Origin of the sequence: Niabella hirudinis (assembly GCF_051201075.1) — a bacterium.
Taxonomy (GTDB): Bacteria; Bacteroidota; Bacteroidia; order Chitinophagales; family Chitinophagaceae; genus Niabella; species Niabella hirudinis.
Map to the genome: position 1 here is coordinate 784,470 of NZ_JBPEHJ010000001.1, position 23,152 is coordinate 807,621.

Here is a 23,152-nt window from a genome sequence, read left to right on the forward strand (position 1 = left end):
AAAATAAGTTTTACTCATCAACTGCTTTTAATCTTAAAAAATCAATCAGGGGCAAACTCCCGCCGGGCTGCCGGGGAAGGGTGAGCGCCGCGGGGTCAATACTCATAAAATCATTCTCCGACACAGCTTCCGCCGATGCGTTTAAGAAAGAATTGGCTGCAATGATACAGGCAGTCTCATTTACATGAACGATATCTGCCCCGGTGGTCCTTGGAAAATAGGAACGGTTATTTTCCAAGACATGGCCGTAGCCGTTTACGTCAACCGCTATAGCGGGATCAGCATTGCGCTGTCTGTTGACCATATTAAAATTATACCGGTTTTTATAAGCGGTATTGTTTTGCCAGGTGATTCCGCCAAGATGATGATTGGCATAAAAGCCGCTGGCTTTGTTGGCAAAAGCGATGCATTTTTTTATAACATGTACCGGCACGGCATCTGTTGAAACCATTGCTTGTTCACTGCTGCTGAGAGTACCCATTCCATAACCGCCGGCCTTAAACCCATTGCCATCACCGGCGGATACCAGGTTGCCGTAACGGGGAGGCTTATATCCATTATAAAATGCCCAGCAGTTTTCGATGGTCACGGCACTTTGTGCTCCAATGAGATCAAATCCGTCATCGCTGTTGTACCATGCCCGGCATCCCCTAAAGGTATTGCCGGTACTGCCCGTGGTGTTTGCATGCCCCCCAAACCCATCTACATTGCCCCCTCTGCCGCGTTCCGAAACCGGATCGTAATTATTATAGGCATCGCAGTTTAGTACCAGATTATTACTTCCCCGCACCAGGTAAAAACCGATGGCCATTCCATCATGCATCGCCAGGTTTTCATAAATATTGCGGCTGCCCCCGTCATTGCGAAAACATTCGGATTGGGTATGCGTGGTAATAGTAACCTGCGTACCCGTTATTTCAAAATTCTTAAAATACAGATCGCTGCCCGATACCTGAAAAACGGTCACCCGGTAGCCGGATGGTTTCACCTCCGACAAATCAAAAACAGGGCGCTCACCGGGATACCCCCAGTAGCAGGTTTTACGGGCGGGGCTCCCGCTCCTGTTCATTAAAAAAACCTGCGCGTAGGCCCGGGAATATTGCATAACCTGGCGCTCCGTAATCTTATAAGTCCCCCCTCTGAAGTACAGTGTATCGCCCGACACCATTACCGACTGCGCCTTGTTTATGGTTGCAAAGGGCCTCGCAATAGTGCCGGGATTGGCATCGCTTCCGCCAGGTGCCATATAGTAAGTTACCGCCGCTGCCGGCAATGAAGCAACGAGCAGGAGCGCCGCTCCTATAAGGCTTTTGTATATCACGTTCATTGTTTAAAGATCCTGGATATTAGATACGAGATGTTAGACATTAGACATTAAAAGTCGTTTAATGCTGTGAGCTACTATCTGTTTGTATTCTTCTATTTCCGACAAGTGTGGTTAAACGTTGTTGAGCATTGTTGAATATGGCTGAACATTGTTGAACACCGTTTAAGAAGGTTTAATACTGGATCCCCACTTCATTTCCACACCTCCACATTTTCACATTGTCACATTTTCACATTTTCACATTCCCACATTCTCAAATTTTCAAATTGCCCCACACTGCATTTTCAATAGTCGTTTTATCAATCCCTGAGGCATTAGCCGCTTTTATATCCAGGTTTTTAAACATAAAATCATGAAGCCAACCTGTTCACTTTTTATTCCCCGATTTATCCGGGTTCAGTATAAAAGGCAAATACCAGTTCTTCGGATCCATCAGCTTAGCCCTTACCGCGCCGGCCCGGGGATTACCAGCTTTGAGCAGCTTTTCATAAATCTTGTCCGCAAGAAAGGCCGGGTTATTGCGCCGGCGGGCTATGCGGGTAAGATCGCTCCAACGCTCGCCTTCAAAAGCCAGTTCCAGGGCATCTTCCTCAATAATTTTATCTTCCAGCAAAACGGGATCCACATTAAAACCCGTCATCATGCTTCCATAGCCATCTGCAGTTCCGGGTCCGTAGCTAATGCCGGGTAATGGCAGGTTGGGCAGGGCCGCACGGGCGCGAATGCCCCTGTTCCGGTACCAGGGCCCGATACCCTTTTGATCCTTAACCCGCGCATCGAAATAATAGGGCGACCCTTCCGGGTAAACAATCCGGGCAGCGTCAAAACCCTGGTAAGTAATCATCGATTCCAGTTCAAAAAAGCTGCGCGGAATTTTGGTTCCGCCGGAACTAAAAGCGCCGTAATAAAAAGTATTAATAAGGCCATCATTTAAAAGCGCATAAGCCAGCCGCCCCTGGCCATCCCTGTTGGCGGCTTCGGCAAACCGGAGATGTGCGCCGGCAGCCCTGAAAATATTCCACTGCCCGCCCTTATTTAATAAAGACAACGCCCCCGAAGCATTATCCGTAAACTTGGTAATCACGGGATCGTTGCCGCTCATCTCATAAGACAACCGTCCTCTTGCATCCCAGGGGATACCGCCAATATTCGTTTGTCCATTCCAAAGATCAATAGCCCTTTGCGATGGCTTTATTTTATAGCTCCCGGCCTTTGACATCAGATCCACAAAGGGATTGCCGGGTGCAAAAGAATTGCTGTAGGGGATGGACCAATTCCATTCAAAAGACCAGGACATGTTAGTATTGGGCAAGGCAAAAATGCTGCGCCAGCTATTGGCATCGTCTGTTAACGAATTAACCAATGCGGATGGATCCTGGTACTTCTTGTCGGTAAAAAAAACATTAAAATTGAAGGAACTAATCCTGTTTTCGTTTACCTGGTACTCAATACGCGGCGCGCCCACATCCATACCAGAAAGCAGTTTTTTATACCAGTAGGCAGCCTGGTAATAATCACCCTTCCACAAATACAGCTCGCCCAAAACCTGCTGCTTATTAATAAATATTTTTTGGGTATTGCTTCCATCTACCGTAAAAACAAGGGAGCTCCCGGCCGGATAGGCAAGATACTCCGTGTAAGGCAGATCCTTGGCATCTGCTATCAACCGGTCAATCAGCTGATCAAAAGAAAGCCGGGCCTGGCTGTTTAGGGCCGGTATGTCTTTTACGGTTTCTACCGGTTCCGTTATATAAGGCACGGCGCCGTAATGAATGCCTAACTGAAGATACAACCAGGTCCGCAGCACCGCTATATCCGAATACCGCTGGGCAAATTCCGCCTGGCTTAGTTTGCTTCGATCGGCCATAATTTTAAAGTTTTTCAATGCATCATTACAATTGAAAATAATTTTATAAAACGGCGTAGGATCCGCGTAGGGATTGTCTTCCGTAACCTCATGGTTCGACAATTGCTGCAACCAGGGGTTTGCATTGGCCGTAACATCCACGAGGTCGCCCCGCAGCTCATTTAATAAAATATACCGGTCGCCCAGGCTGGCCACCTGGCCATAAATACCCAGTACCGCGGCGTCCGCATCCGAAAGGGTATTATAGACCATCATTTGATCCAGCTTGTCTTCGGGCAGCACATCAAGCGCTTTTTTACAGGCGCCCAAACACAGGACAAACGCCAGTAAAACCGCTGATAAAAATCGTGTATAGGATTGTAGCAATTTCATCATAGTTTTTTTTAATTCATTTTTATAGCCCGATGCGAACGCCTAACTGGTAAGACCGGAACAGGGGTTCCATTGTAACATCGGCTCCTTCATTAAATACATCTGCTGACGCTGCAAATTCGGGATCATACCCCAGGTACCTGGTCCAGGTAAAAAGATTATTGGCCGTGCCGTAGAAGCGGATGTATTTCACAATCTGTTTATTGACCTTCAGATCATACTCCAGCGCCGCCTGGCGTACGCGCAGATAAGACCCGTCTTCGATCCACCGGTCAGAAAAACCTGCATTCCCCATGGGGTCGCCATAACTTACCCTTGGTACATTGGTAACCTGGCCCCCGGCCCGCCAACGATTGAGCATCACCTCGGTTTGGTTATAAAAATTTTTTCCGGACTCCAATTGCGCCCTTGTGTAGTTATAAACATCATTACCCACACTAAATGTAAACAGCGCAGAAAATTTCCAGCGTTTATAGGATACCGAATGATTCATGGCTCCGAAGAAATCGGGTGAAGGGTTGCCCAATATAAAGCGATCTTTATCATCAATAATTTTGTCGCCGTTACGGTCGGTAAACCTTGCATCACCGGCGGCAAAGGGGATCCGTTTTCCGGCCTGGTCCCGTATCGCCAGCCCGGCGGCATCGGCATCCGCCTGGGTGCTGTACACCCCTTCAAACTTTAACCCGTAAAAGGAATTGGCCGCCGCGCCCTGTTGTGTAATATAGGTGGCGCCTCCGTATTGCGTGTATACCGTTTCAGGAATGGCCCCCATTTCGTTTTTATATTTACCCAATGTAATACCCCCATCCCATTTTACACGCCGGTCTACAAGCCGGCCATAAATGCTCAGATCAATACCGGTATTTTTCATGGACCCGTTATTATACAAATAGTTGCTGATACCGGATAAGGAATTGCCCCTGTTATATACCAGCATATTTTTTGTGGTATGCTGATACACATCTGCTTTAAGATTCAGCCGCTCCTGGAACAGGGCCAGATCAAGGCCGGCGTTTAATTTTTGCACCGTTTCCCATTGCAGCCAGGGATTCGCAACGCCCTCCCGCACCAATCCCTGCACCCCCAGGAGGTTTTGAGAAATATAATTTTTCCCGGCATTGAAATTACCGATATCATCATTCCCCACAAGGCCGTAGGAAAGACGCAGCTTCAACAAATTAACAATGGCGCTTCCCTTTAAAAACCCTTCGTTCGACAAAATCCAGCCAACGCCTGCAGCGGGAAACACGCCATAGGGATGGCCCGAAATCCTGATCCCGTCTGCCTCCGGGCCGAAGCGGCTGGAGCCGTCAATACCCAGCGACACATTCACAAGATACTTGTTCTGTAAGGTAAGATTGGCCAGGCCATAGCCTGTTGCATTAACCCATTTTCCAATGTAGCCTCCATAGGTCCTGGAAACCGGCGTGGCATTGCCAATGGTTACCAGCTGATCGGTTGCCGAATTAAAACCTAATGCATAGTCCTGCTCTGCGTCATTTTTCTGGTACCGGAAACCGGCAATGGCCTCAATATCGTTTTCATTGCCAAATTTTTTATTGTACCGAACCCGCAAATCGTTTGAAATGGAATAGTAGCGGGCCACCTGGGCTCCCAGCCGGCTAAACACTTCCATATTGTTAACCGTATCCTTCGACACGCCTTTTTTGGGAACAAAGAAGTCTTCCTGCGCCTTATCGTAGGTTACCGCCGTAAGATTGGTGATATTAAAACGCTCGTTCAGCTTGTAGTCAAAAACAACGGACCCCAGGAACCGGTATGCTTTTTTGTTGTTAATGCCATTATAAAGAATCTGCAGCGGGTTGGAGTAACCAAAATAATCAGCATCTGCATAGTTGGGCGAAACCGAACCATCATTTACCACCTCATTGGTATGCAGGATGGGCGCTTTTATAAGCCCCAGGAAAACGGGGTTGGTTACCGGCGCCAGACCCTGATCCTTTAGCCGCTGCTGTCCGTAACCCATGGAAATATTGGTTTGTGCCGTTAGCCTTTGTGTAAGCTTCATATCCCCATTAAACCGGGCGGTGTACTTGTTTTGCTCCGTATTGGCCAAAACGCCCCGTTCATTATTATATCCTACCGAAAGCGCGTACTTAGCAATATTGTCTCCCCCCGTCACCCTTAAAAACATATTTTTATCAATGCTGCTCTTTAATACCTGTCTTTGCCAGTCCGTATTGTTATGATAAGCCCGGTAGTCAGAAAAGGAGGGATTATCATTATTAAAAGGCATAGCCGCAATCTCATCGCCTGTATAGGAGGAGGTTGCCAGCACATCATTCAGATAGCTGCGATACGCGTAAGCGTCTAAAAGTGGCAGCGGTTTAGGCGGCTGGTTATAGCCGGTCGACAATTGCAGATCGATACGGGTGGCCAGTTCTTTTGCATGACTGGTATTGATGACCACTACGCCATTGGCAGCACGCGCTCCATAAATAGAAGTAGCCACCGCATCTTTCAAAACCGTAATATCCTGGATATCCCTTAGATCAATATTCTGAAGCGGATTATTTTCATGCCCTATAGTAATAGAAGGGCTGAGTATCTCCGCATCGTATACCACCCCGTCAATGATATATAAAGGCTGGTTATTGGTGTACAGGGAATGAAAATTACGGATAAACACATTGGCGCCCACCGAGGGGGTGCCAGACTTGCGGGTTACCAGTACGCCCGAAAACCGGCCCTGCATATAATTATCTACCGTTTCCGAGTTTTGGCCCCAGCCATCAACATCCTGCTTTTCTACAGCACCGGTGGTTTTCAGTATCCCGTTATCTCCAAAAATGGTCGTTGTTTTCTCGTAGAGCGAGTGGTAATCGGATGGATATAATACAATCGTAAGCGGTTTACCCGACAATGCCGGTACTGTTTTGGCAGTATAGCCGTCCAGCGAAACTTCCAGCAAGGCGTTTTTACTGGGCACATTCAATTCAAAACCGCCGGCGGTGTCCGTAATTTTTGCCGCCACATTACCGTATGTAACCCTTGCACCTGCGATGGGGTTGCCCGACCAGCTATCCACCACTTTCCCCCTCACCGTAATAGAAGCGGCGGGTTTGTTTGCCTGGCCGTTTACGCCTGCCCCAAGCGCCAACAGCAGCAGTAAAAAAAATCCGGTTATTACACGACTCTTATTTAACTTGATCATCATTTTGGTTTGGGTTATTGTATTTGAGGAACAAAGCGCAGGTACTCTAAAATAATGGGACCTGTTCCACTGGACATGATCAGCAGCCGCAAATAACCAAATTCATCCTGGGTAACTTCTCCAAGATATACTTCATCATGATTTAATGGCTGCACTACAAACGGCACACGTGTGACCGTAGCGCCGGCCGTATCTTTCACCCGCAGATTGTATAAATCGGGTTCATTAACCGATACCGCGGCAGGGTTAAAATATTGCAGGTATTGCGTAAACGTGGCCGTTTGAGGATCCCCGGCAAGCCCCATGATGGCGCGGCCATAAACTTTGTAGGTAACGGAATATGCGTTAGCGGCCCGGTATTTTACATAAAAAGAAGTCACCTTATGATCGTATATTTCAATATCGTTATACAAATTACCAAGGGTATCTCTTTTACTCCTGAAAAAAGTATTGGCTCTTTTATCATTTTGCTTGTAGCCTGCCGGCAGGGCACCCAACACTTTTATTTCCTTTACCCGGTCGGTTAATTTGCAATCCAGTTTTTTTACCCGGTATACCGTACCATTGCTCGCCTTGAATTGAGTAACGATATCTTCCGGATCTACACTAAAAACGGTACCCGACAGGGAAGTGAGCACAGCCGTTTGTCCGTCAATATGAATATCGCCTGGCACAACCAGGTCCCGCAGCAAGGCCTTGTTGGTAAAATAAGCGGTGGTACTGTCCCGCACCGTTTCATCATAGTGCGTATAGTAGAACGGCGTCAGCTTGCTGTATGCATCGTTATAATAATCGTCATCCACTACAAAATAGGTGTACCTGGCATTTTCGGTAACCATGGGCCGGCGGATATCGTTGATCCAACTGGCAATGGTGGTCGTATCAAAGGACAGTACGAGACCGGCCTGATAGGTCTCCGGAAATTTCGTTGTAACCAGCGTATAGATATTTTGCAGCGGCGTTAACGGGGTATTAACCACATGAAAGATTCCGTTGCCCGCAATCCTGTTTTTTTGAACGGCCGGTACTCCGTCAAAAGCGCCATGGGTAAATTCTACATATTTATTGCGCAGGTTTTTGGCACGAATGGTATCGGGCAATTCATTTACATTGTATATGGAATTGATGATATGATACCCTACAAAGCTCCGCACCACAGCCGTATCATTAAAATCATATTGCCCCTTAACCGTTTGTATGGCGGCATTGGTAGGCACGATCACCGTATAATTTTTTGAAGCCTTTAATACATCGGCGTAGCCGGACTTTTCCAGTAAACCGAAGAACGCAGAAAAATCGGACTGTGCTCCTATTACCTCATATAAATTTTTTTGTGATTCGGGATCAGCAATACCGATATGATCCTCCCATTTATGGGCGCAGGAACTACCCGCTATAACGCTCAACAATAATAAATAACTGATATAAACTTTCATGGTATGGTATTCGTTATTTTGGCCTGTAAAAAAGCTCCCCTGCTATTTGGTGAAACCTGGGGTAATTTTGTTCCAAATCATCCGCCGGGATAAACTGTATCATATCTAAATAAACGAGGTTACTGCCGCATTTAACATCCCGGATCGCCTGCAGGCGAATGGTATGCCGATCCGTAGTCTCCACATTGATGGTACCTGCCAAACGACCTACATTTAAAGCGCCATCACCGGTTTTAGACAGGATGCCCCCGGTAACGTTGTTGGCATTATAATCCCCCTGGGTAGCCATATACCGTTTATATCCCTGCGCCAGCATCAGGTTATCGGCATTGGGATCCGCCAGGTTAGACACACCGGAGGCGCTCAGCGATTGACTGAGAAATACGATATTCGGAAGCGTTTGCTCTTCCGGCTTTCCCGGATCGTAAGTCACCTGCAGATCCGACCCCTGCCCGTTTTGGGCGTAACATACCCATACTTTGTATTTCCCTTTTACGAGATAGGGCGTTTTTATATCGATATATTTTACGCGGTTTGCATTGCCGGAACACATAGAGAGGCTTAGCAGGTCTCCATTTGCGTATGGGCGCTTGGTAGTAAGTCCCGAATAAAAAATATACTGGTTGGATGTAATGGTAATAACATCCAGTTTTTCAAAGTCAATAGAACTGGCAATGGGCAGGTTGTTTGCGACCAGGCTTTTGCTGGTATTCCGGTAGGCAGATCCCAGCCCCTGGAGCAGCTCGGGAGAAGTGGCCAGGTCAAAATACACCGGCACCTGTGGTCGTACTTTGATCCTGAAATCATTCAGGCTCTCGTGCAATACACCGTTTATAGCCGTCACATCGCTATATGCCCTGTTTAATTCCGCACCCGGTTCATAGACGCCATTGAACACTGCATCATTCAACAGTACACGGGTACCCACCAGTTTGGTGCTTACAATTTCTTTAGGCGCCAGGGTATAAAGCGCCGAAAGCGATGCTATATCTTCCAAATAATTGACCCCATTACTGATATGATATGCTACGTATAACCACAGACTGTCGGCGTGGTTCATCGGGTCGCCGGTTTGGGAGTATTTCTGCTGCAGCGCTGCATAGCTTTCGATACCCGCAGCATTCAATACCGAATCGGATTCCACGATTGCCGTCTGAAACCGTTTAGCCGCTGATATTTCTGTGCCCCTTTTATAGTAAAGCGTGTCGTAAAAGCCTGTAGCCTTTAATGCCTGGGAAAAAATAGAATAACGGGGGTTGCCTTCAATGACTTCGGCCAGGCTTTTTTGCGGAGGTAGCAACACCTTATTGATGGAATGAATAATACCATTGCCGCAGGCGATATTCACCTGGGTGATCTGCGCTTCCCTGTTAATACGGAACGCACCATTGACCACATCGGTATACAGGTATTCACCAAAAAGCGTAGGCGTCTTTATCTTCCCATCTGTAAACCGCAATGATCCCACCGTATCTTTTACAATATGATATCGAACAAGGCTCTGCAGGTCTGTATCACTAAAATCGGCTAAGGATACTTTTCCGCTTTCAGTGATCCATTTTTGCATCGCATCATTGGTAGGCGCAAACAGGGTATACGTGCCATAGGCGCCTAAAAAGCCGGAGGCCTTTGCGCGGTTTAATGCTTCAAGGAACAAAGAATAGGTATCGGCATGCGCTTCAAGATACCCGGTAATATTTACCTCGTCATTGGTAGACTGCTTGTAAATTTGCTTATTGCAGGCCAAAACACACCAGCATACCAGCCCCAAAAACAGCAAACTGCGTATTGCAATATTTATATGCTTCATCATAACAGCTTATTTTAAATAAAACGGGTTTTGTTTTAAGGCAGGATCTCTGAACAGCTCCGTTTCCAGTATCGGTAAATAATGACTGTCGGGATCCTTTATTTTATTGATAGCAGATTGCTGTACCGCAACATCCGCTGTTTTAGCAACCAGGTCTGTCAGCACATCCATATTGGCATAATTCTGTTTTTTTGCCAGCCGCAATAAATCAAACCAACGCTTGCCTTCAAAAGACAGTTCTCTTGCCCGCTCTTCAACAATATACCGGTTGATGCCATCTATATCGCTCTCATTAACCTGCCGCGCGGTAGCTTGCAGGGCGCCGCGCTGGGTTCTTAACTGGTTCAGCATGGCAAGGGCTTCGGAGCCGCGGCCCAATTCATTGGCGGCCTCCGCTTTTATGAGCATGATATCCGAAATGCGGTATACCTGAAAATTGTAGTAACTGGGCGTTTCCGTTCCAAACTTAATAATTGAGCCGCCGGTCTGAAACAGGGAGCCCTCTCCCCGGCTGTCCTGGGCATCTACATCCACATCCGTATTGGGTGTAAAAATGTCGTTATTAATGTATACATTGTCCGCAGCAAAGGGTTTCCGGGTATCGGCCGCCATCGTGTACAGCGGGTTGGGTCTTGAGTTTTTATGGCTGATCTCAAAGATTGTTTCGGAACTGGTTCCGTCAAAAATACCCAAAACCGCTTTTCCAATTAGTTTGTAGCGGTTTGTTGCCAGGATCTTGTCGGCCTCCGCTTCTGCCTTATTGTATTGTTCATCCCATAAATACACATCGGCCAGTAATGCCGTTACCCCGGGCTTGGTGATCCGCCCTTTGTTTTCGGGGCTTACAGATCCGGCACCGGCGCCAGGCGGCACAATATAGTCGGGCACCATGGTTTGCGCCCGGGTAAGATCCCCGATCAACTGCTGTATTACCTGCTTTGCGGTTGACTGAGGCGTAGGCTGTATGTCCGTATCCTTATAGGATCCCTTTAATTTCAGTGGTATATCCCTGAAGGTTCTTACCAGGTAGAAATACAACAGACTCCGGATCGCAAGCGCTTCGCCCACATAATCGTTATAAAGACCTTCTGTAAAAGTAGGATCCTGTGCTTTGGCGGTTCCCGCAAAATCGATCAATAAATTACAATTATTAATGGCCGTATACAAATCGCTCCAATCCGAAATATCATTGGTGCTGAGGATGTTTACATTCTTTACAAAGCGGTAGTCATCGCTGGCATAAGAGGTTGCCAATACCATATCGCCACGCAGCTCTCCCCATACGAAAATCCGCTCCTCTACCCCGCCGCCATTCAGCGAAGCGTAAATTCCGGTTAACGCGGCTTTTACATCTTCCTTGGTTTTCCAAAACTCGGCCTTTGTAATACCATCCTGTGGCTGAAGATCGAGCCATTTGCTGCAGGCGCTAATGCTAACAAGAAAAAAAACAACCGATATATATTTACAGATCTTATTCATATATATATTCTTTTTAAAACTGAACAGACAAACCAACCGTTACGGTTTTGAGCGGCGGCGTCATGGAATAATCCACCAGTGTTGAAAAAGCATCCTTGATGCGTACCCCTACATCCGGATCCTGCCCTGTGTACCGGGTAAAAGTGAACAGATTTTCAACCGTAACATAGGTACCCAGGTTCCTGATCCCGATGCGCTGCAACCCATCCCCAAAATCGTATTTCAATGTGAGTGACCGGAGCCTAAGAAAGGAAGCATCTTCTACATACCGGCTGGATCCTAAAGAATTATAGCCCGATCCGTACAGAGCCCTTGGCATGTCGGTCACATCGCCTTCATTCCTCCAGCGCCGCAGCACCGCCATGCTCTGGTTGTTGTAACCCAGCATATCGGTGGTGTTCATCTTGGTACCATTAATAATATCAAGCCCCTGCCTGTAGTTAAAGAAAGTACTGAGCTTTAGCCGGCTGTTATAGCTTACAGAAAAACCAAAACCACCCGTCAACTTAGGATTGCTATTGCCCAAATACACAATATCCTTCTGATCGATCACCCCATCGTGGTTAGTATCTTCGTACATTGCATCGCCGGGCTGAAAAACATAATCCACTGCGGGGTAATTAAACCGCATATAAATGGTTTCTCCATCGGGGCCTATGATGGGATCTCCGTGCTTGTCGGTTGCAACCGTAGATGCTTTGTCTTTATATACGCCCTTATACCTGAACCCATAAAATGAGCCAAAAGGATTATCCTCCTGCAGGTAGGTAAAGAACGATTTATTCTTTAATGCACTCCGGGCGTTTTCACGCGGGTACAGCGATGATATTTCCCAGATTACGTTTTCGTTGTGGGCAATATTAAAATTGAAGTTCACATTCCACTTTTTATTCCGCACAGGCGTGTAGCTGAGACTGGCCTCCCAGCCATCATTATCCATTGTGCCCACATTCATCGTTAAAGAATTAAACCCATTGTACGTCGCAATCTGGATGTTATTCATCATCAAATCGGTAGTGCGTCTTTTATATATTTCACCTCCAAAAACCAGCCGGCCTCTGAACAACTCTACATCCAACCCCACATTGCGCTGTGTAATGGTTTCCCATTTAAGATCAGAGAGCTCGATATTGGAGGAATAAACGCCATTTTCATCGAGGTAGGCATAGTCATAAGTCCTGTATATATTAATGTACCCGTAGTCACTGCGGGGCGCGTTACCGCTTCTGCCCCAGCTGGCCCGCAGTTTAATATCATCAATAGCCCTGATCTTTTTAATAAAGGCTTCCTGACCCAGGCGCCAGGCGCCCGAAACAGAAGGGAACATGCCATACCGGTTATCTGAGCCAAACCGGGAGCTTCCGTCCTGACGTATACTTGCCGCAAAAATGTACCGGTTTTTATACATATAGTTCCCCTGCAGCAACACGCCTACTGCCCGTGATTGTGTAGTGGCCGAGGTTGCAGAACCGGTTAAGGTTCTTCCCGGAATACTGGGATCCTGCAAAAATGAAGACGCTGTATTGGTTGAAATCAGCCCCTGGATGGTGTATCGTGTTTCATCGGTTTGAAAAGAAAGATTACCGGTAAACAGGTGATCGTCTCCCAGCCGGGGTGTAAACAGTAAATTGGTTTTCGTATTCATCGTAAACCGGTCGTAGTCTGCATCCGAAGCGCGGTTCACAGCGCTTTCGGTAAAAGGCCGCCCGGTAGCCAGTTGCGGCAGAAAGGTTTTTGTTTTATTATTATTGATATTAAAAGACACATCACTTCGTAATTGCAATACCCGGGGTATAAGCTTATACTGCAGGCTGAACCGGCTTGCAACCACATCGCCCAGCTGCCTGTTAACGGCATTGGTCACCATTGAAAGCGGGTTATACGTACCGGCAAAAGTGCCTTGTGCGGTACTAACGGGTGTAAAAAGATTGCCCGTAAGCTTTCCATATTCATCATACTCCCAAACGACCTGGTTGGGCATCTTACGGTAAGCTACGTCCCGGATGCTGTTTGAATACAGCATATCATTGGCTACGTGGGTGTAGGAAACATCCGATTGAAAAGTAATGCGCTGCGACACTACATAATCCAGGTTTACCCTTGCAGAAAGCCGGTCGGTGTTAGTGCCCTTTGTAACGCCCTTCTGACTAAAATAACCGAGGGAGGCCAGGTACCTTGCTTTTTCACCGCCGCCCCTCACCTGCATATTATGATCCTGGTAGTAACCGGTTTGAGTAATGGCCTTTATCCAGTCCGTATTATTACTAAAGTTGTAATACGTGTAGGTATTATTAGGATCGTATTGAAATTGCTGTGCATTGTCGGAGGTAGAAAACAATCTGCCGGCATTATAAAACTCTTCAAGCAGCAAAGTGGTATACTGGTTACCGTTCAGCATCGGGATGGGTTTGGGCTGCCGCGAAACCGACCCTTTAAAGGTGTAGCTCAAAGCAGGCTTGCTTACCGCGCCGCGCTTCGTATTAATAATTAATACACCGTTTGCCCCGCGGGAGCCCCATATAGCGGTGGCGGCCGCATCTTTCAAAACAGAAATCTCCTGTATATCCGAGGGCGCAATATTTAACAATTGGCCGTAAGCATTATCATCTGAAGTAGCAAAATTGAAATCATCGGGAATCGTAATATCATAGGGCATCCCATCCACAACAATCAGAGGGTCTGATGCGCCGTTGAGCGAGGAAGTTCCACGGATACGGATCTGCATGCCTGCACCCGGATCACCGGAAACGGTACTAATATCCACGCCTGCCAGACGGCCCTGCAGGGCCTGATCAATAGAAGCAGACTGCATTTCCTCCATTTCTTTCATACTAATGGAAGAAATAGCCGAAGTATTGCGTGCCCTGGAAAGCCCCATACCCGTACCGTCATCCACTTTTTTATCGGCGATAACCACTACTTCATCCATGGTATGCTGGCTCGATTCGAGAACGATATTGATCATTTTTTTGGCACCGATCGCCACGGGATCCTGTCCTTTATAACTTGTGTGTGTAACCGACAGCAGCAGGCCGGTACCGGTATAACGCAGGCTGTAATTGCCCTCAACATCAGTAGTAGTGGATGAAACCGTCCGGTCGTCCTTGTCTATAATTGTTACCGTGGCGCCCTCCACCGGCTGCTTATCCGCTTTATTTGTTACCCGGCCCGTCAGCAGGCTCCCCCCCTGATCCTGGGCATGCGCATTGCAGAACCCGAGCAGGCATATCACAAAATTGAATACGACAAATACTTTTCTCATAATTACAGCCTGATTAAAGCCCATTTTTTAAATATCCGTTCAAGGAATGCACCATCACTCTCTGCCCCAGCAGGTTACTATTGGCTACGTCAGCAGCAACGGTATTACCCACATTATCCCTTACCGAAAGCTGACTGGTTGTATTTTGAACCACCATTACATCCTGCGCATCGCCATCAATATTTTTACAAAGGGTTTCAAAAACCCCGCTCTTTTTACCATCAATGGCAAATGAATTCTTAAGAATATGATATTGTATAAACCGCTTTACTTTGTCCTTGTCTGCCAGCGAAGAGGGAGCAGTTGAAGCCGGCAGGTCGCCCCTGGCAACCGCCAGGTCAATGGCGGCATTATTCGGAATCAGCATCGTATAATTGAGCCCCGGTTCTATGCCTTTGATTTTGCCATCCGCGGCAGCAGCAGAATACAAGTCGGCGCTCTTAACCAGGTATTGATAAAATTTATAAAACGGGGAACCGGCGGTTTCGGCACCCTGTAACTTCAAAAAATCGGCCATATTGGTCTGGGAGGAGGTTAGCCCACTGGCGGCATATACTACCAGTCCGTTTAACGGGCCCGACTCGCTGTTGCCCACATTGGTGGAATCGACCTGCACATATTTTATAACACTATCCATAGTGCCGCTGGAGTACAATTTATTGTTATTGTATTTCAGGTATTCCCCCGCATAGCTTTCCAGGATACCGGTACCGCTCATATCCGGTAAAGGGTCATTTCCCAGCGGAACAATATGATACATTAATACCTGGCGCAATACCGCACTCCCATTACCATTCCGGTACCTTATCGGGTCGGTGCTGTTGTAAGCATCATACTCAAAACCCATCTGGTTGAGCTCTGCATCGGTGGCCAAAATCAGCAGGTAGCGAAGGGTTGGAATCTTTAAGGTAAGATTCATGCCCAGCCGCTGCAGGGCAATATCCATCAGGTGATACTTCGGATCCAATAGCACATTGCCATAAACCGACCGAAACACGTTGGCATCCTGGCAGGCATCCACGCCATAAAAGGCGCCGTTGCTCAGCAGGCGGGTTTCTTTAATATTTGCGCTGGAGATCCTGGGCGATTCTCCCAATATATTCTTCTCCGTTTGAAAACGCGAAGGCCATAACTGGATACTATATAAATGTGCATTTACAAACTCGGACAAAATATTGCTGTTGCTGAAGAACAGGTCTTTTAATGTAGTGCCGGCGGGATAATACTTTAATAAAACGCGTTTTGCATAATCATCCACCGCTTCATTCGTGGGAACGGTAACCGAGTTGTTGCTGGTTTGTCCGTCATTAGGATCATCCTTGGCATAGTTTTCATTATTTAATGCCAACGCTATAGTAGAATAACTTTTTAGAAAAACACTGTCGGTGTTCCCCGTTAATACCTGATACCGGTGCGATATGTCTGCATTATAGGTATAAGTAGCAAACAGATCCAGCACGCTCTTGAATTTACTGTATCGGGCATTGCCGCGCAGGTATTGATCCATACTGGGTTGCGGCTCCAGTACCCGGTCCACTACATGGATATACCCGTTTTCTGCAAGGAGGTTGCTCCGGGCGGGATCAATATTAGCAGGACCGACATTCAACCCTGTGTATGATGAACCGGGATAAAAGGCATTGTAATCGGCGGCTCCCAAATTCCGTCCCTTCATGTAGCTGTCGAAAAAAAAGGAGGTATACTTATTGTTATTTTCTGACGATACAAATGCCTTGTCCGCGCTCCTGTTGGTAGACAGGATCTTTCTTGTTTTTCCATCTGCCGCCGTTTCTGTTTCTACAAAATCGTAATACACAGTCCGCCTTCTGAACGCAACCCCCGGAACCCATCCTTTGGCCGAAAAATTATCATTGAGCTTTTCAAGCCGTTCGCCATCATATACCATCGAAGCCCGTACAATTTTTTCTGCTAATTCTTTACTGATCTGGTCGGCGCCCGATATCCCCTTTGCCGTCATAAATTGCTGAAATGCCGCATCTGTGGGGGCAAACACCGTCCAGGAACTGGCCGTTCCCAGTGTGTTCTTATACCCCGATTTATCGATGCAGGCAAGAAAGCTTTTAAAATCGCCCATCGAATCCAGTTGCTGGTAAATGGGCTGCGCCAGCCACTCGGGCCGTTTATAATATTCGTCAAATGCTTTTTTACTACATGCGGCAAAAAGCAGTAAAACAGCCAGCAGGAAACATAATCTATTCATACTATGCAACAGTTATATCGTGATTCTTCAGAACCATCATTTTTACGGGTAGCGATACTTTGTTTATTAAAAAAAACTCAACTCCAGATCAAGCAGTGTCAGCAATTATTATACAGCAAGCTTTAACCGAATTCAAAAGTAACAGTGCTTCCGGCGTCAACCGTCCTGATGCATCCTGCTTTGCGGTAACTTTCTACGCAAACGATTGCATTGACTTTTTTCATGGAGGTTCTTTTTAAACACCTGTAAAAAAGTACTATTTAAGAACAGCCGTCCATAAACACAGTAATTTTGCACAATTTTTTAAAGTTCAAAAGGCTCCCTGGTAGCTGTAAGACCTTGCTTACCCGGAGCTTAAATTTAAAATACAGCGGGAATGATTGGAATGCATAACATTCTTACAAACTTTATTTGCAGGTAGGTTTCAACAGTAAAGTGCGCCAGGATTTTTACAGAAGGAATACAAAAAATATCATGCATCCAATGGATATTTCGGGGCACAAAACCACGGAGCGCAAGAGCATGCGCCACTTCAACATTTAATATTTTACACTTCTTATTTCAGATCCGCAGCCAACCTACAGCCCTTCAGTGCTTTTATACCGGCAACCACCATTTCCGCGTTTAGTGTAGAACCTTCAAGATTGGGGTGCGTGTGATCCTTTGGAAAGAATTTGCCCACCGCATCTGCCCCCATCCGATCGTATTCATCGGCAATCCGGCGGTTCAGATCAATAAACAGCGCTCCTGTTTGTTCGGCTATCTCTTTTGCCCAAAGTCCATAGTCCTGGTTACCCCGCTGCACTTTTCCGTCTTTAAAATTATTACGGGGCACTGGCGAACAGATGATAGGAATGGCACCCTTGGCCTTTGCCTCGTTTACAAATTTGCGCATATAATATCCATAGGTATATACCGTTTCGTTTACCTTGCGGATGGGATTGTAGATTTCCCTGCTTTCATCGCCAATGCCTTTGATAGTGCCCCGGGCTCTTGCTGTATCATCGAGCGGGCTGCTATCGTTATGGCCAAATTGCATCACCACATAATCTCCTTTCTTCAGGTTTTTCAGGATCGCATCCCATCGGCCATCCGTAATAAACGTCCGGCTGCTACGGCCACCGATGGCATGGTTCTGCACATCTATTTTTGAAGAATCAAAGTACCGGCCGATGATGCTGCCCCAGCCCCAAAGCGCATCGGCACCTTTTCCGGATCCGTTCTTTACCGTGGAGTCTCCAATAATATACAATACGGGCCGCTCCCATTTGTAACAAATAAATGATGACAGTGCAAAAAACAGCACCATTGCTGCAATGCAGGTCCCTGCGCTATACTTTTTAAACATCTCGTTTTATTTTATTTCTTAAAAAATGTATCAAATTCCTTCTGCGCAATCACAAAAACGGTTCCATGCTTTAATCCTTTTGGCATGTGGATCTTATCCGAAACATCCTCCCAGTTTTCCAGGTCGGCAGAGCGAACTGCTCCGTAACTATGATCACGGTATTTGTCAAAATAAACGATCCATTCACTGCCTTTTTGCAGTACGGTGGGGCCCTCGGCCCAGTAGTTACCCGTAATGGGTGCAGAGGGTGCACTGTAATTTTTATCAAGATACCGGCTGGTAGCTACCCTGATATTTTTTTGCGGCGCCGGCAGTTTTGTTTCGTCTTTCAGAAACATCATATACTGCCCGTTCTTCTCCTTAATGGTAGCATCAATAACCGTAAATCCTTTATTATACAGTAATGCAGGCTTTGAAAAGGTTTTAAAATCCTTCGTAAATACATAATACATGCGGTGGTTGTACCGGCCATCGCCGGAGGAATCCGTATCCGGAAACCGCCCGGGAATGGTAGTGGCCCAGTAAATCATATAACGTTTATGTTTTACATCGTAGTTAATCTCGGGCGCCCAGCAGTTCAGCGCAGGCTCTTGTTCCATTAACGGAATATAACGCTGCGGGCTCCAGTGCACCAGGTCTTTTGAAGACGCATACCCGATGCCTCTCTCATTCCAGCTTACCGTCCATACCATACGAAACAGGCCATCCGCCCCCCGGATGATACAAGGATCCCGCATCAGTTTATCCTTGCCCGCCGTGGGCTTTAAAAAGGACTGATCGTTCTGCAGCGCCGTCCACTGATACCCGTCTTTACTATACGCCAGGTGCAGGCCATCCTGCCCATTGTCATTAAAATAACTGAACATATATACCGGGTCATCCTGGCCAAAAAGTTTCGCTGCAATAAAGAAAAGAAATACAAAATAATATCGTTTCATCTGTGATTTTTTTATTAATCGTTCCACAAGAACGGGGCCATCATCAGAAAACATTGTCCACCCTGGGCCGGCTGTAGGGTTCTTTGGCATTGCTGATCTTTGGCAACCCAAAGTAAAAATAAAGGGTTCTTTTTACCGGGCCGTTTAATTTTGCAAGTTCACTTTGCGGTCCCAGGGAAGCGGTATTCCGGTTTACTCCCAATGCCAGTTTGCTGCCCATGGGCGGTATCGCATCAAGAAAAGAAATATTACCCGGAGGCAATTGCGGAAATGGCGGCGCCCCGGTAAGTCCGTAGAAGTCAAACAGCCTTACATTTAATCCCGGCTGTTCTGAAGCAACAAAAAATTTCCCTTCCGCCGTGCTAAACTCCATCCAGGTAATATCGCCATAATACCCTTTAAACTCCGGGTATACCATGGGCCAGTATCCTGTTTTTGTATTATTGTAAAAGTTCTGCCACAGGTTTACAGGTGTTCCCTGCGTCCTGTTCTTCCATTGCCGGTAGGGCCCCTTACCCAGCCATCGGGTATACAGGATGTAATTTTCCGGATAATCAAAGCTTACCCCGGCAAAAGGCTGGCTTCCCTCCAGTTCATATTCATAATCCAGACGCACCCACCCATTCGCCAGTACCTGCCAGCGTACCGTTTTCATATTACCCGTATAACGGAAGGTTGCCGAACCCTGCTCCAGCTTTACATCCCGTAGCTCTGATATGCCTTTTACAAGCACCGGCCCATTTTTAAACGACAAGTTATTCAATCCCGTAAGCGTGTTTTTAACTTCTGTCAACATGCCGGTACGTTTATTCAGCTGCAGCTGCAGCCCGCCTGCGGCAAGGGTTATGGAAGAGTCGCTCTCCGTTGCCGATGTCGTCAGCAGATCGTTGCCCCAAACTGTTTTTAACAGCGAGGGGTTATCCTGCAGTTTCCAGGTCCATTTATAAATCTCGTTACCCCGCTTGTCAACCGCCTGCAACTGCAGGGCATCATATTTCCTGAAGCCGGCCGGCAGCCCCAGCTTTAATACGCCTTTTTGAAGGGGTTTTACAGACGGCGCGGATGCGCTTCCCTTTTCCTTTACCATATACCCGCGGTTCATGAGATCGAAAGGCTTATAAAAATCAACAAGGAACCAATTGTACCTCACTTCATTCAGGTTGGTAAAATGATACCGGTTCTCAATGCTTATTTCCCCGTTAAAGCCCGAAGGCAGGGTGTCCATTGCAATTCGTACCGGCGAAAAAATTTCGCGCAGTGCATAAAAGCTGCCCTCTTTTTCCCGATGCGGTCCCAGGATGCCATCGTTTGCATTGAGGCCATTGGCATCAATGATCCCGTTCATATCCGTTCGCACAACACCCTCATCGACAAAAGCCCATATAAAGCCACCGCCGCTTCTTTTGGCGTTCCAGTGCAGCTCCCAAAAATCATACATTCCAGAGCCGGCGCCGCCATCATCCTGCGCGTGTAAAAATTCAGTGGGCATATAAATAAGGCTATCATCCAGTATCTTCTTTGTACTGTAGTAATCCTCATAATGATTGCAGTCGATTCCGCTGAAAGCGTTGCCCGGCCGGTGATGCGGATGGATCACGGGTCGTTTGGAATAGTCCCAGCGATAAAATTCTGCATCCAGGCTCTTGTTAGTGCCGCCTTCATTGCCATTATCCCAGAAAATGATGGACGGATGATTAACATCTTTGAGGATCATTTCCTTCACCAGGGGTTTTCCAGCTTCTGTGCTGTATGCTTTTTGCCAGCCGGCCAGCTCATCCAGCACATATAAACCAAGCGAATCGCAGAGCTCCAGAAAACGCTGGTCCGGCGGGTAGTGCGAACAGCGCACCGCATTCATGTTCATTTCTTTTATCAGCTTTACATCAAGCAGCTGCAGACTATCGTTGAGGGTTCTCCCTGTTTCCGGCGACCAGCAGTGGCGGTTTACGCCCTTCATTTTTACCTGCACACCATTGACGTAGATACCATCACCATGCCGCACTTCGATGGTGCGAAAACCAAACCGTTCGTTCAGCCGGTATACCGTTTTGCCATTCTCTTTGAGATAAACATTTACGTTATAAAGATTGGGCGTTTCACTGGTCCACAACAGCGGGCGCTTTACGGTGGTGCGCAGCTCCGTTAATGAATCACCTTTATTCACCATCTTTGTTGCGGTAGCCAATACCGTTCCTTTTGCATCCGTAATATCAGCAACCACGCTGGCACTGCCGGAAATACCTTTAAGCGCGGCCTGCAGGGCAAAGCCTCCATCAGCCTTTGCATCGATTGCTACATAATCAATATATTTCTTATTTACCGCCTCCAGGTATACTGGCCTGAAAATGCCGCCAAAAATCCAGTAGTCGGCCAGGCGCTCGGCATTGTTTACCGTTGGATCCGCCGACATTTTACTAACTGTGGCTTCCAGCAGATTCTTTCCGCCAAAGACCAGTTTATCGGTAATGTTATATTTAAACCGGTAAAAGGCACCGCGGTGTGTGGCGCCGGCGGCCCTGCCATTAATCTTAACCTCCGTATCGGTCATGCTGCCTTCAAACACGATAAAGACCTCCTTCCCCCTCCACGAAGCGGGTACCTGGAACATATATTTATACATGCCTTTTTCATCAGCGAAACGGAAGTTTTTGCCATAGGTTTTATAGTCCCGTCCGTAATTATAGTTTCCAAACCCCTGCTGCTCCCAGCAGGAAGGTACCTGTATGGTTGTCCAGTAACCGCTGCTACGGCCACCGGTACAATAAAAGTCCCAGGCAACGGTCTGGTTGCTGCCCGTTCCGGACAGGTATTGTACTTGTTTGGTTTGTGCGCTGATCGCCCCGCAGAGGACCAGCGCTGTAATTCCTGTAATAATTTTCTTCAACCGCATTGTTTTTTATTAAGTCTATGGTTTCAAATGGATGTGTACCGGCTGATCCCGGTTGCAGGTCATTACCCCCTTCTCATATTTGAGTTCTGCCACCTGGATGACGCTCCTTTTGTCATCAAAAGAATTTTTAGCCGCCGGCCGGTCGGGTCTCCTTCCCGGATGCGTAAAATAAAAGACATAGGCTTTATTGTCATTCACCACTACATCGCAATGCCCGCCAATGGCCTGGTCATCCAATCCTTTTCCGGGATTTTCAAGAATACGCTGCTCCTGCTTCTTCCAGTGGAGCAGGTCATGGCCCGAAAACACTTCCATTCCCTTCCAGGCATCTACGATCATAAAATAGTTATTCTTCCAGTAAAACACTTTCGGGCCTTCGCCCCGGGTGGCTATGGCCTTTCCCTTATCCTTCCAGTGATACAGATCGTTGCTTTCTGCATAGTAGATACTCTTGCCATCTTTCTCATTATTATACCACATCCGCCACAAACCTTCTTTTACTTTATACACGGAGGCATCAATCACTTTTTCATTCACGAGGGGCAGCGTTGACTGGTAATCCCAATGCAACAGGTCGTTGCTGGTGAGGTGCACGATGCGCCGTGGATGTCCCCAATCACTGAAAGTTCCCGGCACATAGGTAAGATACATATGATAAACGCCCTGATGTGCCGTTATCTCCGGCGCCCAGAAGGTATACCCGGCATCCGGGCGATAGCGGATATCGGCCGTATCCACATAGGTCCATTTCCGGCCATCCGTGCTTTCGGCTATGCCAATGCGGGTACCATGCACCCATTGCACGGTTGCTTCCGGCAGGGAGGCCCGGCGATTGGTATAGAACATCCACCATTTCTTTTTTTGCTGGTTGTAGACGATCACCGGGTCTGCCGCACCATGATATACAGGATCATCATAAAGGGGCTTGGGGGCGGGCTGCCCCAGTACCGCCGCTGAAACAAACAACACCGAAAGCGCCATGCACCACTTTAAATACGTTATACAAACGATCATGTTTCTGGTT

Annotated in this window: 12 protein-coding genes; all 12 read right to left on the minus strand. The window is 47.2% G+C overall.

Features of this window, described 5'->3' with window-relative positions; all coding sequences use genetic code 11:
- Positions 1 to 10 precede the first annotated feature (10 nt).
- On the minus strand, positions 11 to 1,327 hold the full coding sequence (locus GGU45_RS02960) for a right-handed parallel beta-helix repeat-containing protein (RefSeq protein ID WP_435221849.1): 1,317 nt from the start codon (positions 1,325 to 1,327) through the stop codon (positions 11 to 13).
- Between the two features lie 367 nt (positions 1,328 to 1,694).
- Positions 1,695 to 3,569, minus strand: coding sequence for a RagB/SusD family nutrient uptake outer membrane protein (locus tag GGU45_RS02965; RefSeq protein ID WP_435221851.1), 1,875 nt, complete (start codon positions 3,567 to 3,569; stop codon positions 1,695 to 1,697).
- Between the two features lie 19 nt (positions 3,570 to 3,588).
- The gene (locus GGU45_RS02970) at positions 3,589 to 6,747 is read right to left on the minus strand and encodes a SusC/RagA family TonB-linked outer membrane protein (protein WP_435221853.1); all 3,159 of its coding nucleotides are present in this window, start codon (positions 6,745 to 6,747) and stop codon (positions 3,589 to 3,591) included.
- An 11-nt stretch (positions 6,748 to 6,758) separates the two neighbouring features.
- Positions 6,759 to 8,180, minus strand: a complete 1,422-nt coding sequence (locus tag GGU45_RS02975; protein WP_435221855.1) for a fasciclin domain-containing protein — start codon at positions 8,178 to 8,180, stop codon at positions 6,759 to 6,761.
- A gap of 13 nt (positions 8,181 to 8,193) precedes the next feature.
- Positions 8,194 to 9,993 (minus strand): fasciclin domain-containing protein, encoded by a 1,800-nt coding sequence (locus GGU45_RS02980; protein ID WP_435221857.1) that lies wholly within the window; start codon positions 9,991 to 9,993, stop codon positions 8,194 to 8,196.
- Positions 9,994 to 9,999: 6 nt separating this feature from the next.
- Positions 10,000 to 11,469 (minus strand): RagB/SusD family nutrient uptake outer membrane protein, encoded by a 1,470-nt coding sequence (locus GGU45_RS02985; protein WP_435221859.1) that lies wholly within the window; start codon positions 11,467 to 11,469, stop codon positions 10,000 to 10,002.
- A gap of 13 nt (positions 11,470 to 11,482) precedes the next feature.
- Entirely contained in the window at positions 11,483 to 14,731 is a 3,249-nt protein-coding gene (locus tag GGU45_RS02990; protein WP_435221861.1) for a SusC/RagA family TonB-linked outer membrane protein, read from the minus strand.
- 13 nt (positions 14,732 to 14,744) lie between these two features.
- Positions 14,745 to 16,952, minus strand: coding sequence for a fasciclin domain-containing protein (locus tag GGU45_RS02995; RefSeq protein ID WP_435221863.1), 2,208 nt, complete (start codon positions 16,950 to 16,952; stop codon positions 14,745 to 14,747).
- 556 nt (positions 16,953 to 17,508) lie between these two features.
- Complete coding sequence (locus tag GGU45_RS03000; protein ID WP_435221865.1) at positions 17,509 to 18,300, minus strand: rhamnogalacturonan acetylesterase; 792 nt, start codon at positions 18,298 to 18,300, stop codon at positions 17,509 to 17,511.
- 11 nt (positions 18,301 to 18,311) lie between these two features.
- The gene (locus GGU45_RS03005) at positions 18,312 to 19,238 is read right to left on the minus strand and encodes a glycoside hydrolase family 43 protein (protein WP_435221867.1); all 927 of its coding nucleotides are present in this window, start codon (positions 19,236 to 19,238) and stop codon (positions 18,312 to 18,314) included.
- 43 nt (positions 19,239 to 19,281) lie between these two features.
- On the minus strand, positions 19,282 to 22,128 hold the full coding sequence (locus tag GGU45_RS03010; RefSeq protein ID WP_435221869.1) for a glycoside hydrolase family 2 protein: 2,847 nt from the start codon (positions 22,126 to 22,128) through the stop codon (positions 19,282 to 19,284).
- 15 nt (positions 22,129 to 22,143) lie between these two features.
- The gene (locus GGU45_RS03015) at positions 22,144 to 23,142 is read right to left on the minus strand and encodes a family 43 glycosylhydrolase (RefSeq protein ID WP_435221871.1); all 999 of its coding nucleotides are present in this window, start codon (positions 23,140 to 23,142) and stop codon (positions 22,144 to 22,146) included.
- Between the last annotated feature and the right edge of the window lie 10 nt (positions 23,143 to 23,152).

Coding starts and splice junctions, on each gene's coding strand:
- GGU45_RS02995 (WP_435221863.1), bottom strand. CDS start 16,952: ATGAATAGATTATGTTTCCTGCTGGCTGTTTTACTGCTTTTTGCCGCA.
- GGU45_RS02960 (WP_435221849.1), bottom strand. CDS start 1,327: ATGAACGTGATATACAAAAGCCTTATAGGAGCGGCGCTCCTGCTCGTT.
- GGU45_RS03015 (WP_435221871.1), bottom strand. CDS start 23,142: ATGATCGTTTGTATAACGTATTTAAAGTGGTGCATGGCGCTTTCGGTG.
- GGU45_RS02965 (WP_435221851.1), bottom strand. CDS start 3,569: ATGATGAAATTGCTACAATCCTATACACGATTTTTATCAGCGGTTTTA.
- GGU45_RS02970 (WP_435221853.1), bottom strand. CDS start 6,747: ATGATGATCAAGTTAAATAAGAGTCGTGTAATAACCGGATTTTTTTTA.
- GGU45_RS02985 (WP_435221859.1), bottom strand. CDS start 11,469: ATGAATAAGATCTGTAAATATATATCGGTTGTTTTTTTTCTTGTTAGC.
- GGU45_RS03010 (WP_435221869.1), bottom strand. CDS start 22,128: ATGCGGTTGAAGAAAATTATTACAGGAATTACAGCGCTGGTCCTCTGC.
- GGU45_RS02975 (WP_435221855.1), bottom strand. CDS start 8,180: ATGAAAGTTTATATCAGTTATTTATTATTGTTGAGCGTTATAGCGGGT.
- GGU45_RS02980 (WP_435221857.1), bottom strand. CDS start 9,993: ATGATGAAGCATATAAATATTGCAATACGCAGTTTGCTGTTTTTGGGG.
- GGU45_RS02990 (WP_435221861.1), bottom strand. CDS start 14,731: ATGAGAAAAGTATTTGTCGTATTCAATTTTGTGATATGCCTGCTCGGG.
- GGU45_RS03005 (WP_435221867.1), bottom strand. CDS start 19,238: ATGAAACGATATTATTTTGTATTTCTTTTCTTTATTGCAGCGAAACTT.
- GGU45_RS03000 (WP_435221865.1), bottom strand. CDS start 18,300: ATGTTTAAAAAGTATAGCGCAGGGACCTGCATTGCAGCAATGGTGCTG.